Below are 11,869 nucleotides of genomic sequence, written 5' to 3'. Positions count from 1 at the left end.
ACAAATCTCTGCGAGCTCTTCTACTAATGGCTTGCTTATGTGTTTTAATTGTTCAGTAGTAATTCCACGAAACACAATATGCGGCATGTAAATCCCTCCTTTAGATAGTTTTATATTTGCCCACATCATAGCACAATTCTCCCACCTTTTAACAAAAATAGATGCTAAACAAGTTTCAACTCTTATTTTTAGGCCTGTTATACAGGCTGAAGCGATTCTAAGTATCTGCCATATTAAAGTTGATATGCTCCCATTCTAGTGGTGAGATATGTTTTAATCGTTCTTCGTTAATCCCATGCGTACTTCTTAACTATTTCATTTAATTTTTAATAAAGAAAACAGCCTCACTAAGCTTTTAAAACTTAATGAGGCCACTTTATTCACACTTTTAATTATGGAACGTCGGTTTATAGAACGAACGATTATCAAGTGCAAAGACACGCTCTGTGTATTCACCTGGTTTTGTGCGTCCTAATGCGCGGTCCATCATGTTCATTTTTGCATCTAAGTTATCGATGTAGTGCAGAATTTCTGCTTCTTTTACTAATGGTGGTTTTGGGCTACCCCATTCTGCTTTTCCGTGGTGCGAAAGGACGATGTGTTGAAGAATTAATACTTCTTCTGCATCGATTTGCAATTCGTCTGCTGCTTTACCAATTTCGTTCACCATGATAGAAATGTGGCCTAGTAAGTTTCCTTCTAACGTATACGTTGTAGAAATTGGGCCAGATAGTTCAATTACTTTACCAAGGTCATGTAAAATAACGCCTGCATATAGTAAGTCTTTATCTAATGATGGGTATAGATTTGAAATAGCTTTCGCTAAATCTAGCATCGATACGACGTGATAAGCTAGTCCAGATACGAACTCGTGATGGTTCTTTGTCGCTGCTGGATATTCTAAAAATTCGTTTTGATGCTTATTTAACAAATGTCTTGTTAGACGTTGAATGTTCGGGTTTCTCATTTCAAATATGTATTGTGTAATTTTCTCAACCATATCTTCTTTTTTCACTGGTGCTTTTTCTACGAAATCCGAGATGTCTGTTACTTCATTTTCATTCGCAACACGGATTTGTTTCACACGTAATTGAATACGTCCTTTGTAGTTTAAAATATCACCAGCTACTTTAACGATTGTTTCTGCTACATATTGTTTCTCAACTTCTGGTGATACGTCCCATAGCTTCGCTTCAATATCTCCACTTGGATCTTGTAAGATTACTGTTAAAAATGGCTTTCCATTACTTGCTAGACCTTTTGTCGCTGTTTTAATTAACAAGAAAACATCGACTTGTTCACCAACTTCATATTCTGCAATTTTCTTTTTCATTCGAATTCCTCCACCAAATCAGTTACTTTTAGTATAGCATATCACAACTCATTTTCTTTACGCTTATGTGTTAATTTTACAATCTGTTTTTCTGTAAAATACGCGAGTAAATGCGCATGACATGTAAAGAAGATGACTTGTCTATCTTTTGCGATTTCCTTTATTAGTTCAATCGTTCGATCCGTCCTTACCGCATCAAAGTGCACGAAACTATCATCAATAATAAATGGGTAATCATGTTCAAATGTTTTCGCAAGTGCAAATCTCAGCGATAAATATAACTGCTCCGCTGTCGCTTGGCTTAGTTCATGACTGTAAAAACGTATACCGTCGTTACGTTCAACAACGAACGGCTCCGCCTCTGACGGTGAAAAGATTTTACTATAGCGTCCGCCCGTTAAATAGACGAAATACTCTTCTGATTTTTGTAAAATACGAGGCAGATGCACTTCATGATAATATTGCTTCGTTTTCGTTAACACCGTTTTTGCGGCCGCATAAGCAGCCCATTTCTTCACTTGTTCACGCAATTGCGCTTTTTTCATTTCCCATTCATGCATTAAATCTCCGTACGTACTACCTTCTTCTAAATTCGCAATTTCCATACGATGTTTCGCGATGCGCTCTGTCAGTTCTTTCTCTTGCACCAGACAGTTTTGTACGACTGTAATTTCTCTCTTTAATTTCTCTTCATAACCGTCAGCTTCGTAATGTTCAGCTAATGATAAACTCTTTAAACGCTGTTCTAACAGATCAATTTGCGGTAATAAACGCACTACTTGTTTCTCAGCATCTTCACGTTTTTCCGCCAGTTTACCCGCTTCTAAAAATATCTCTTCATCTGTAGTCTCTGCAATATTCCATAATGCATTTCGTTCTACTAACAGTTGTTTCAATTGTTCTTGCATAAACTCATATTCTTCTTGCCATTCCGCCAGTTTTTCTTTTAACTGCTTACAAGTTTGGCGCTTCTCTTTCTCATTTTGCATACGACTTTGTGCCCCGTGTAGCTTACTATACTCCGCACTACCGATAACAGCTTCTAGTTTCTGTTCAAAATGCGAAATCATTTCATATAATGAAGATTTTCGCGTGCCTTGTTTTTCTAACTCCCGATATAATTGCTGCATTTTTTCAATACGCTCAAACGCTGGCAATATGTGTGCATACGTATAAAATTCTGGGAACATATAGCGCGTTTTATATGCATCTACTTGTTCTCCCGCCTGGAACGTTTCTCTCTCCCATTCCTCATACGATGAAACGACTTTATCATAAGCTCGCTCCATTTGCTGCAATTTATAAGACTCACGCTCAAATAGCTTCCGAATCTCTTCATCTTTTTCTAACTGATAGCGCACAGACAGCGCTTCTTCACTTTGTCTCCCGCCAGCACTTTGCTGAAGAGTAAGAAGCTCTTCTTGTAATCCACTTGACGGATCTTTATATAAAACAAGGGCAAGAACAATCCCTACAAAAACAATAACACTAATAAATAAGAGCGGGCGGTTATCAATAAATAAACTCGTGAATAAAACAAGCGTGTTAATAAGAAGTAACAGAAGACAAACTCTTTGCCACTGCTTTTTCTTTTGCATAGCTGCTCCTGCTTTTTCCTCATACTTGCGCTTCATTCTCTCTGCGCCCATATCGATAAACGCCGCATCTTGGAACGATTTCTCTTTCTCAACTAACGTATTTCGCTCTTCATCAACTAACATTTGTTTCTGAATCTGTCTTATATTTTCTTCTTGTTCTTCTAATTGCTCTTGCGCTACTTTAAAACGATCATCAAGCTGTGCTTTTTGCGTTTCTAATTCACGTGCCTTTTGCACGGTTTGCGTAATTAATTCTTTCGTTGCCAAACTCATGTCAAACGCAAGAACCGCTTCCTTTTCAAAAGTAGCACCAATTTGTTGTTCTAGTTCTGCAATTTCTTCTTTTATATTCGCAATACTTCCTGTCATATCACGCATTTCTTGGCGTGCATTTTCGTAAGATAAATGCTGCATACGAAGTTCTTCTACATAACTTTCTTTTTGTAAAAACTCTTCATCTATTTGAATCGACGCAATTTCCGATTGTACTGTCTCGATTTTCTTATGGAGCGAATCAACTTGTAACTGAAGCGGCTCCATCTTCGCCTTAATCGCTTCATAACGCGCCATTCCGTTTACAGGAAACTGCCCGCTCTCATTTTCTAACACTTTCTCATGCGCACGCTTTTCAATAACGAGTGGCTCTAGCGCTGCTAATATTTCATAATCTTGCTTTCGCCTTTCTGCACTCTCTTTCTCTCCGCGAACAGAAGCAAGTTTCTCTTCACTTTCTTTTAATTGCTCGACTTGTTTTTCATACGTGCCAATTTTCCCTTGCCACTCTTTCATCTTCTCTTCAAGTTTCTTCATTTCTTGCAGTGACACGTTAATTTCCGGTTTACGCCCACTCGGTTTAAAGCGTTGATCCATTTCTTTTTCTAGCTTTTTATCTAACTGTAATAGCGCATCGCTTCCGACTGCACTTGCCGAAAATAAATAATTGCCAATATCCGCTTCGCCGAGCTGATGAATATTTTGAAGACCATGCATATCAAATGAAAAGACCGATTCAAATAAACTTTCATTCATCCCGCTTAATATGTCGTTTAAAATCTCCTCGCCGCCCGTTTTCCCGTCTTCAAAATAAACGGTCACCTCGCCAGCTGCCGTCTTTGGCAATCGTTCAATTTTCAAACGACCGTATTGCTCTGTTTGCACAGTCAGCGCACCGCCATACTTCCCGCCTTCTTTCGGCTCATAACGGCGCTGTCCTCTCGTCGGAAAACCGAACAAAATACTTTTCATAAACGAGCGAATTGTCGATTTCCCCGCTTCGTTTTCACCGTATAGTACCGTCAGCAAGGAAAGATCCATTTCCACATTTTCTAATTTTCCGTACCCATAAATATGGAGTTTTTCAATTCTCATTTTTTATCCCTCTCTTGCTGGAATAATTGTTCTAAAATAATATTTTCTGCTTCCTTTTGAATCTCTTTCTTCTCGTCTTCTGTAAAAGATTCAATACTATTACGTGCTACAGGAGATGTCCAAATCGTGCGCAATACGCCGTCCATATTTGTGAAAGCTTCTAACTCTTTTAGCACACTACCGACGAAATGATTTTCTGCTTTCAAACGTTCGATTTCTGCAAAAGAAACCGTCTCATTTTTCCACTTCATTGCATATACGAAATCTTTTCTCTCTTCGCCAGATGCTAAAATGTGAAAAATCTCTTCCACACGCTTTTCGTCACGCAAATAAGGAGAAAGTGGGCCCTGCCCTGTGAATACGACAGTTAAAAGCGTCCCTTCCTCTTCTCTTCGGCAATCATTCATCGCAGTTGACATGCTCGTCATAAGTTCATCAACATTTTCAAGTCCATCAATACAAACTTCGATCTCATCCCATACAACATCTGCCGTATCGAAAAATGAACACTGCGTTCCTTGTTTCGTAAGTTCAATAAGGTACGCACCCTTCTCGCCTGTTTCCTTACGATGACGACCTTGTATGTTTCCTGGATAAATAATGTATGGCTCTTCTGATAAAATTTCACGTTTATGTATATGGCCAAGAGCCCAATAATCAAACTGTTTTTCTTTCAATTCACGAATTTGAAACGGTGCATAGCGATTATGCTCTGCATCTCCTTCCACACTTCCGTGAAGCATGCCAATATGAAAAGGCGCATCACTCATTTTCGTATACTGCGCTGTCATATTATCCGTTACCGCTTGCTGCAAATAACTAAACCCATAAATAGAAGCTAATAGCTCACCATTTTTATAAAATGATTTCTCTTCTACATAAGGATCGGTAAACACATGAACATTTTCCGGAAACTCAATTGCTGCCCAGCTTCCCCCTAAATGATCATGGTTACCGTGAATAATAAAAACAGGGATATCGTACTGCGAAAGTCTCTTCATTTGCTCACGCACAAACACTTGCGCCCTCAAACTTCTCGTCTCCGCATCATACAAATCCCCAGCTAGTAATACGAAATCAACGCGCTCTTGAATCGCTTTATCAACAATACGCTCAAATGATTCAAACGTACTTTGCTTCATTCTCTCCCAAACAGACTGCGCAACATTCATCTCCATTCCTTTAAACGGACTATCCAAATGCAAATCAGCCGCATGTATAAACTTTACTTGTTTCACAAATAACGATCCTTTCTATCTTTCAAAAGTTTCATTTTATTAAAATTAACATCGCTGAAAACTAATAATCATCGACAATGAAAATATTCTCGATGATTAAAGTTTCATTCTATTTTACCACGCAATGTCATATATTTCTTTGCATATTGTAGCGTTTTATGTCAAAATAATTATAAGATTCTGATTTTAATTATTGGAGGGAATTTTCATGGGAGTATACGTTCTAACAGTCTTTGAAAAAGATGGTTCAAAAGCATTAGACGAATCATTCGAGGCGGCAACTGAAAAAGAAGCGAAAGCAAAAGGTGAATCTATTTTACAAGAAAAAGGATTGTATGAAAAAACACATCGCTGTACATCTACTGCAGGTAAGCTCGTTTTATTCCAGCGCTAAAAAAGAAGCGTCATCCGCTTCTTTTTCACTCTACTATATCTTCGTCACACCACGTAAACACCACATCTAGAATGCGATTACCAATACGTACGCGTTTATTCCATTTACCTGTTTGGATCTGATGTTGCAATTCAGCTTTCATCTTTTCCGTCCAGTCGTGAATCGTTTCACTACCGTCGTACGGATATACGCTCGGAAACTCTTTCTGCAGTAGATGCAAGCTCTCTGCATCAAAATGAAAATGGAAGAAGTAGTTTGCTGTAAGCGATGGTTCTTGCAATCGTAAAAAATGATCATCAATTTGCTTTCTATTTCTATAGAAAGTAAAGATATTCACTTTACCGCTAGTAATTTGGTCAATTTGAATTTCGTGCTTCTCTATAATCACGTCTTGCCCACCTCGTTGTATACTACCTTTAGTATATATGTCTTTTGCAACAAAGTTAACCATTTTCGCGCGAAATTCATTTCCTTCATTATAATTCCTGTACCTCCAAGTATAATCAGGACAAATAAAAACAAAGTTGAAGGGGAGCGATCACATGTATTTCGGAAGCAAAGGTTGGTATGTAAAAGAACTTAAAAAATTAGGTATCCGTACTTATGAAGGTAAAAAACTAGAATCTTATCGTACGCATGTGTTATCTAGTTTACTTGAGAGAATGAAGAAGGCTTCGGCTTAATAGAAAAACACCTCCCGAATTCGCATACTAAGTATGCAAATTCAATGGAGGTGTTTTTATCAGTTTTCATAAAAGATTTTTTGCTTCCGCTGGAACGGATACGTTTTAATCTCAGCTGTATCTAAATCTTCATTGAATAAATGAATGGCTATAATTTGTCTACAATCGTAAGTATGGTAATAATATGTTCCAGACTCCATACACATTGCACTTGTATAGATCGTATTATCTAATATACCGTCTTCTGTTATTACTGCCCCCTTAGGAACCTCACAATTTGATAAGATATGAAAAATAGCCGATATCCCCTCTTCTTCGTTCTCTATACTTTGAATGTTTTGTTTGCCATATGCTGCCCGTACAAATCTTGATGGCGGGGTAAAATCTCCAGGAAGTCCCATCGTTCCTGAACCTTGACCAAAAGCACTTAATGGTACATCTCCCCACTCCGTTGGCGCAAATGGCTGCGATTTAAGACCAATATATTGTCTTAAATTTTGTAAATGCCAATTAAACTCCGGACTATTAGTCATCACTCCTAGTGGATTGTCATACATTTTTAGTCCATCAGTTGTCGGCTCAAGTACAATACAATCTCCCCATTTATCTGCTAAAATCCAATGTAGCGGCGGAGAAATCCCTAAAACTGGTAATGGTATATCTATAAGAGAAATGTTATCAACAGATTTTTTTAACTCTTCAACAGAATTAAACTGCGTGAGGCTCCAAGCTACAAAATCAAATGGCGCTAAATTCGTTTTATTGTTATCTATACTGTTACTATAAGTAGCGAATCCCGGAAAATAGAGAGTGGCACACGTCATACCAGCTTCATTTACTCCGTCCGCCATAATGACCCTTCCTTCATGATTAATTCCCATTCCGACAACAGCCTTTTTCGCTCGGATCGTTTCACCAGTTATATTATTCCACTGATAACGCCGAGGGATGATTATTACTTCCTGATTCATATCTAATGTGAAATCCATTGTTCTTGCAAAAAGATGTTGGAAATTTTTAGTTTGTAACGTCAAACTAGTACACATGAAGAAATCCCCCCATTTTATAGTTATATACACATTTTATAAAATTCTGATAAATACGTAAATTAAAAACCCTATTTATCACTAACAAAATAACCACCTAAACCAAAAATGCTATAATAAATCCAATGAAACTAAGGGGGCAAATTACTTTGCTTGGAACATGCATTCAATTTCATAAGTTTGGCAATCCAAAAGACGTATTACAAGTTGAATATAAAAATATAGAACCACTAAAAGATAATGAAGTTTTCGTCCGTATGCTAGTTAGACCGATTAATCCATCTGACTTAATTCCAATAACCGGAGCGTACGCACATAGAATCCCTTTACCTAACATACCTGGTTATGAAGGTGTTGGTATTGTAGAAGATGTAGGAGCTTTTGTTTCTAGAGACCTTATCGATAAACGTGTGTTACCGTTACGCGGGGAAGGTACTTGGCAAGAATATGTGAAGACATCAGCTGACTTTGTAGTCCCTATTCCTGATTCGATTGATGATTTTACAGCGGCACAAATGTATATTAATCCTCTTACGGCGTGGGTTACATGTACAGAAACGCTAAACTTAAAACGAAATGACATTTTATTAGTAAATGCTTGCGGATCCGCTATTGGCCATCTTTTTGCGCAGTTATCACAAATTTTAAACTTCCGACTCATTGCCGTGACAAGAAGTAATAAGCATACAGAGGAGTTACTACGCCTAGGTGCTGAATATGTAATCGATACTTCCACTGCCCCGCTTTATGAAACAGTTATGACATTAACAAACGGCAGAGGTGCAGACGCTGCGATTGATTCTATTGGGGGACCGGATGGAAATGAATTAGCTTTCTCCTTACGTCCCAATGGGCACTTTTTAACTATAGGACTTCTGTCAGGAATACAAGTAAACTGGGCAGAGATTGTCACGAAAGCAAAAGTGCACGCGAACATATTTCATTTACGACATTGGAATAAAGATGTGTCCGCATATAAATGGCAAGAGACGTTTCGTCACTTAATTCGTTTAGTAGAAAATAAGCAATTACGTTTTATGACAGTACATTCTACATATGACTTAGCGGATGTGAAAGCGGCAGTTGATGTTGTGCAATCTGCGGAGAAAACGAAAGGGAAAGTGTTTTTGACGAGTTATTAAATTGAGTACATTCAACTATCAATCCATTTAGTAGCATAGAATTTTAAGTAGCTTATGTAATTTAATTAAAAAAGCGAAAGGAGATTCTAACATGTGGTTACTCACAGCAATTACGCCTGTTGTAATAGCCGGAGGAATTGGAGTATATGTGATTAGAAGTCTTAAACATAAATATAACAACGGTAACTTAGGTAAGAAAAAATCAAAAAACGCTCAAGTTTTATTAGATAGTTTAATACCAATAGGAATGCTTTTAGGGTGTTTGATCGGTATTATTGTTGGCATATTTTCTCCTGATTCATTACTACTTTCAGTTAGTTTAGGATCTGGAATAGGCTATTTATTTGGATTTTTTGCTTATGAAATTTATAGCAAGACAGGAAACAATTTTTCCTAATTCAAAAGGAATAAGCGGGACAGTACATAGTAATCATATGAAATATGTAACTGTCCTTTATTTTTGCATCAATGTTATCACCTTACCTTTCGCCTACTATACACCTCTTTTATTGATTTTTCTCTCCTCCCCTTTTTGCATATCCGCTTTTTTATTTTCATTGGATCTATATCCAAAGTAAAGTAGCGCACATGTAATAACAGAACCTACAATGTATCCTAAAAAACATCCTAACCAAAACATAGTTTAACCGCCTCCATTCATAATAAATTTTTATGTAATATAACTCTTTACATACTCCATCGTTTATTTCTATTAACTATACACTTTCTAAAATTATTCATACCACTAATTCTCTTCGTACCTCAAATAGCAATTTTATTATTTGTCATAAAGTTAACACCTTCTTTAAATACAAAAACTTCCATTTCCTTGCTTTTTCTTAAGAAATAATATACTACATTTGAAATAAGCGAGCTAGTACGTCGGCCCTTCTCTATTTTAACTTTAGTCATGAACAAAAGAAAAACAAAAAACCCCCTCAAAGCATAAACTTCAAGGGGTGAGCCTGTTTTTTATTTACTTATATACGTACAGCTGTACCACTTACAGCAACCATTAACATTCCATCACGAACAACCTCGTAATCTACGTCAATACCAACGATAGCGTTCGCACCTTTTTGTTTTGCAAGTTCTTTCATTTCGTCCATTGCGATATCACGAGCTTCTTTTAGCTTACTTTCATAAGAACCAGCACGACCACCGACAACATCACGAACAGAAGCGAATAAATCGCGGACAATGTTTGCACCCATAATAGCTTCACCATTTACAATATCAATATACTCAATAATCTCTTTACCTTGAATTCCAGAAGTTGTTGTTACAATCATGACTGACACTCTCCTAATAAGTTGTAGTTTTGATAAGCTTTCTTATGACTTTATTATGACATGGAAAAAGTATCTAATCCATTGAATTACCTTACAGGAATGTGACAGTTTTGTAATAATAAAACGCGTATTATGTTTCATTTTAATAAAGCGCTTTAATATTGGGATACATAAACGATTCTCTATTTTCTTTCCAATCCTTTTCTACTTCTTTAAAAGTTGGTCGCCCTAATTCTTTGTTATTTTCATGTTTACTAAACCATTTTTTCACATACTGGTCTCCATTTTTTTTTTGAACTGTACAAAGGAAACTATTACTGCTATCCTTTAATATTTTTACAATCACGAAAAGGCACCTCTTCCCTTTTAAATAACATGATAGAACTTAATCTTTTACTATAAGCCCTTCCTCTCTTATAGTCATACGACTCCTCGGCCGCGCCAAAGTTGTAAGATCAAAAAACGATATTCACTTTGTTTACATTTTTCATCATTTTATTTAAAGAAATCAGAGTTATAGGCATTATGCTTATCAAATATTTTATAGATTTCTAACTTATCATCTAATTTTGCATCTACTAAAATTAATATATTGCCATCGTAAATATATTCTTCATACTTTTTAGCATGTTCTTCTGGAATTCCTAATCCTATAAATGCTCCTATTAAACTTCCAGCTCCTCCGCCAATACCAGCTCCACCAATAGCTGCTGCGATTGGTCCTGCTGCTACAATTGGACCCATTCCAGAAACGGCAAGTATACCAAGACCTGTTAATAAACCACCGAGTCCGCCTGCTACACCTCCTGCTACAAGCCCTGTCGCTGAAAAGATATCTGCTTTATGTGCAGTTTCATTCTTAACTTTTTCACCCGATTTTTCTTCAAGGTGTTCAATTTCCTTTTGATCCTTCGCAATAGCTGAAATGTTATCTGCTGAGTATCCTTTATCATTTAATTCCTTAATAACGAGTGCTGCATCATCAATTGTTCTAAAAACACCTACTATTTTTCTATCTAAATTCATAACTATTAACCTCCTAAAGTTTTATATAATGTATCTTTATTTTTCTTCATTTCTGTATACACTAACCTTCTTATTAACATAACCATTTACGAAAAAAGCGAATAGTAAAAGTACTACAAGCGAACTACTTAACAAGTAAATTAAATCAAATGTAATATCAATCATCATTTCATTCATTTATACCAGGCTCCTTTTTATTTAAAGTAAAAGTATATTTTGATAGACTAATCTACTAAACATAGACATCTTACAATTCATCTTCAGTCAATCTCTTTGTAGTATATGTATACCCTTCCTAACCTTTTCTAAACGTAAAAAAACTATACTTATATTTTTTCTTATTTATATGTTTAACATTTTTTAAAACGGGTATGTTTATATTGTTATGCTTACTATATGGAAAGGAATATTACGATGAACGCCATTCACTCTACTACTATTTCTTATAATGAAACACCTACAATAACTCAGATTCATCATTTTTATGCTTTAATGACAACATTTCAAGCTAATTTGTTTATAAGTAAACATGGAACAATGACATCAATCAAAAATTTAAGCACTCTAGTATCCTTTTTCCTTACTGTAAAAAAGAAAGATCTTATATTATTTATTTTTGAAGGAATAGATGCAAAAAGAGCTTTAAGAACACTCTTCCCTTCTTAGAATGTTTGTTATCCTCTATTCCCTCGTTTACTACCTTTCATATATGTTTTTATATTTCAAAATGATTTCCTCTATAAAAAAAG

Annotated in this window: 16 protein-coding genes; 5 read left to right on the top strand and 11 right to left on the bottom strand. The window is 36.2% G+C overall.

Annotated elements, in window-relative coordinates; genetic code table 11:
• From ACQRBL_RS30535 to ACQRBL_RS30520, 4 genes are all read right to left on the bottom strand, one after another.
• A partial coding sequence (locus ACQRBL_RS30535) for a DUF1904 family protein (RefSeq protein WP_427736235.1) occupies positions 1 to 87 on the bottom strand: 87 nt, incomplete at its 3' end.
• A gap of 301 nt (positions 88 to 388) precedes the next feature.
• Positions 389 to 1,333, bottom strand: a complete 945-nt coding sequence (gene yhaM, locus ACQRBL_RS30530) for a 3'-5' exoribonuclease YhaM (protein ID WP_000726652.1) — start codon at positions 1,331 to 1,333, stop codon at positions 389 to 391.
• Positions 1,334 to 1,374: 41 nt separating this feature from the next.
• On the bottom strand, positions 1,375 to 4,299 hold the full coding sequence (locus ACQRBL_RS30525) for an ATP-binding protein (protein ID WP_411996457.1): 2,925 nt from the start codon (positions 4,297 to 4,299) through the stop codon (positions 1,375 to 1,377).
• Positions 4,296 to 5,537 (bottom strand): metallophosphoesterase family protein, encoded by a 1,242-nt coding sequence (locus ACQRBL_RS30520; protein ID WP_411996456.1) that lies wholly within the window; start codon positions 5,535 to 5,537, stop codon positions 4,296 to 4,298. The genes ACQRBL_RS30525 and ACQRBL_RS30520 overlap by 4 nt, the downstream gene beginning before the upstream one ends.
• 208 nt (positions 5,538 to 5,745) lie before the next feature.
• On the opposite strand from ACQRBL_RS30520, the gene ACQRBL_RS30515 reads away from it, so the two are divergent.
• Positions 5,746 to 5,931, top strand: a complete 186-nt coding sequence (locus tag ACQRBL_RS30515; protein WP_000539552.1) for a YhzD family protein — start codon at positions 5,746 to 5,748, stop codon at positions 5,929 to 5,931.
• A gap of 25 nt (positions 5,932 to 5,956) precedes the next feature.
• Here ACQRBL_RS30515 and ACQRBL_RS30510 read toward each other — a convergent pair whose 3' ends face one another.
• The gene (locus ACQRBL_RS30510; RefSeq protein WP_000582785.1) at positions 5,957 to 6,319 is read right to left on the bottom strand and encodes a hypothetical protein; all 363 of its coding nucleotides are present in this window, start codon (positions 6,317 to 6,319) and stop codon (positions 5,957 to 5,959) included.
• Positions 6,320 to 6,473: 154 nt separating this feature from the next.
• Between ACQRBL_RS30510 and ACQRBL_RS30505 the strand changes: the two genes are divergently transcribed.
• A complete protein-coding gene (locus ACQRBL_RS30505; RefSeq protein ID WP_000273536.1) occupies positions 6,474 to 6,614 on the top strand; it encodes a YflJ family protein in 141 nt (46 codons plus the stop codon).
• Between the two features lie 59 nt (positions 6,615 to 6,673).
• On the opposite strand, the gene bsh is transcribed toward ACQRBL_RS30505, so the two are convergent.
• Positions 6,674 to 7,660, bottom strand: coding sequence for a choloylglycine hydrolase (bsh, locus tag ACQRBL_RS30500; protein ID WP_063546682.1), 987 nt, complete (start codon positions 7,658 to 7,660; stop codon positions 6,674 to 6,676).
• 149 nt (positions 7,661 to 7,809) lie between these two features.
• On the opposite strand from bsh, the gene ACQRBL_RS30495 reads away from it, so the two are divergent.
• Complete coding sequence (locus ACQRBL_RS30495; RefSeq protein ID WP_065482435.1) at positions 7,810 to 8,802, top strand: zinc-dependent alcohol dehydrogenase family protein; 993 nt, start codon at positions 7,810 to 7,812, stop codon at positions 8,800 to 8,802.
• Between the two features lie 91 nt (positions 8,803 to 8,893).
• Complete coding sequence (locus ACQRBL_RS30490; RefSeq protein WP_065482433.1) at positions 8,894 to 9,199, top strand: hypothetical protein; 306 nt, start codon at positions 8,894 to 8,896, stop codon at positions 9,197 to 9,199.
• A gap of 96 nt (positions 9,200 to 9,295) precedes the next feature.
• Here the strand turns inward: ACQRBL_RS30490 and ACQRBL_RS30485 are convergent, their stop codons facing one another.
• From ACQRBL_RS30485 to ACQRBL_RS30465, 5 genes are all read right to left on the bottom strand, one after another.
• The gene (locus ACQRBL_RS30485) at positions 9,296 to 9,442 is read right to left on the bottom strand and encodes a hypothetical protein (RefSeq protein ID WP_000498632.1); all 147 of its coding nucleotides are present in this window, start codon (positions 9,440 to 9,442) and stop codon (positions 9,296 to 9,298) included.
• A 340-nt stretch (positions 9,443 to 9,782) separates the two neighbouring features.
• Positions 9,783 to 10,094, bottom strand: a complete 312-nt coding sequence (locus ACQRBL_RS30480) for a YbjQ family protein (protein WP_000637510.1) — start codon at positions 10,092 to 10,094, stop codon at positions 9,783 to 9,785.
• A gap of 142 nt (positions 10,095 to 10,236) precedes the next feature.
• Positions 10,237 to 10,440: a DUF4028 family protein gene (locus tag ACQRBL_RS30475; RefSeq protein ID WP_411996455.1), complete on the bottom strand. Its 204-nt coding sequence runs from the start codon at positions 10,438 to 10,440 to the stop codon at positions 10,237 to 10,239.
• Positions 10,441 to 10,589: 149 nt separating this feature from the next.
• Positions 10,590 to 11,120: a general stress protein gene (locus ACQRBL_RS30470; RefSeq protein WP_097920228.1), complete on the bottom strand. Its 531-nt coding sequence runs from the start codon at positions 11,118 to 11,120 to the stop codon at positions 10,590 to 10,592.
• 36 nt (positions 11,121 to 11,156) lie between these two features.
• Entirely contained in the window at positions 11,157 to 11,297 is a 141-nt protein-coding gene (locus ACQRBL_RS30465; RefSeq protein WP_001004568.1) for a hypothetical protein, read from the bottom strand.
• 237 nt (positions 11,298 to 11,534) lie between these two features.
• On the opposite strand from ACQRBL_RS30465, the gene ACQRBL_RS30460 reads away from it, so the two are divergent.
• A complete protein-coding gene (locus ACQRBL_RS30460) occupies positions 11,535 to 11,786 on the top strand; it encodes a hypothetical protein (RefSeq protein ID WP_000991350.1) in 252 nt (83 codons plus the stop codon).
• Positions 11,787 to 11,869: the final 83 nt, after the last annotated feature.

The sequence above is a fragment of the Bacillus sp. AF62 genome (assembly GCF_050312695.1).
Taxonomy (GTDB): Bacteria; Bacillota; Bacilli; order Bacillales; family Bacillaceae_G; genus Bacillus_A; species Bacillus_A cereus.
This window is presented reverse-complemented; position numbering and strand designations above follow the sequence as displayed.

Excerpts from the sequence above, each read along its gene's own strand:
- bsh (WP_063546682.1), bottom strand. The coding sequence starts at position 7,660 with ATGTGTACTAGTTTGACGTTACAAACTAAAAATTTCCAACATCTTTTT.
- ACQRBL_RS30515 (WP_000539552.1), top strand. The coding sequence starts at position 5,746 with ATGGGAGTATACGTTCTAACAGTCTTTGAAAAAGATGGTTCAAAAGCA.
- ACQRBL_RS30525 (WP_411996457.1), bottom strand. The coding sequence starts at position 4,299 with ATGAGAATTGAAAAACTCCATATTTATGGGTACGGAAAATTAGAAAAT.
- ACQRBL_RS30465 (WP_001004568.1), bottom strand. The coding sequence starts at position 11,297 with ATGAATGAAATGATGATTGATATTACATTTGATTTAATTTACTTGTTA.
- ACQRBL_RS30485 (WP_000498632.1), bottom strand. The coding sequence starts at position 9,442 with ATGTTTTGGTTAGGATGTTTTTTAGGATACATTGTAGGTTCTGTTATT.
- ACQRBL_RS30460 (WP_000991350.1), top strand. The coding sequence starts at position 11,535 with ATGAACGCCATTCACTCTACTACTATTTCTTATAATGAAACACCTACA.
- ACQRBL_RS30505 (WP_000273536.1), top strand. The coding sequence starts at position 6,474 with ATGTATTTCGGAAGCAAAGGTTGGTATGTAAAAGAACTTAAAAAATTA.
- ACQRBL_RS30470 (WP_097920228.1), bottom strand. The coding sequence starts at position 11,120 with ATGAATTTAGATAGAAAAATAGTAGGTGTTTTTAGAACAATTGATGAT.
- ACQRBL_RS30490 (WP_065482433.1), top strand. The coding sequence starts at position 8,894 with ATGTGGTTACTCACAGCAATTACGCCTGTTGTAATAGCCGGAGGAATT.
- ACQRBL_RS30480 (WP_000637510.1), bottom strand. The coding sequence starts at position 10,094 with ATGATTGTAACAACAACTTCTGGAATTCAAGGTAAAGAGATTATTGAG.
- yhaM (WP_000726652.1), bottom strand. The coding sequence starts at position 1,333 with ATGAAAAAGAAAATTGCAGAATATGAAGTTGGTGAACAAGTCGATGTT.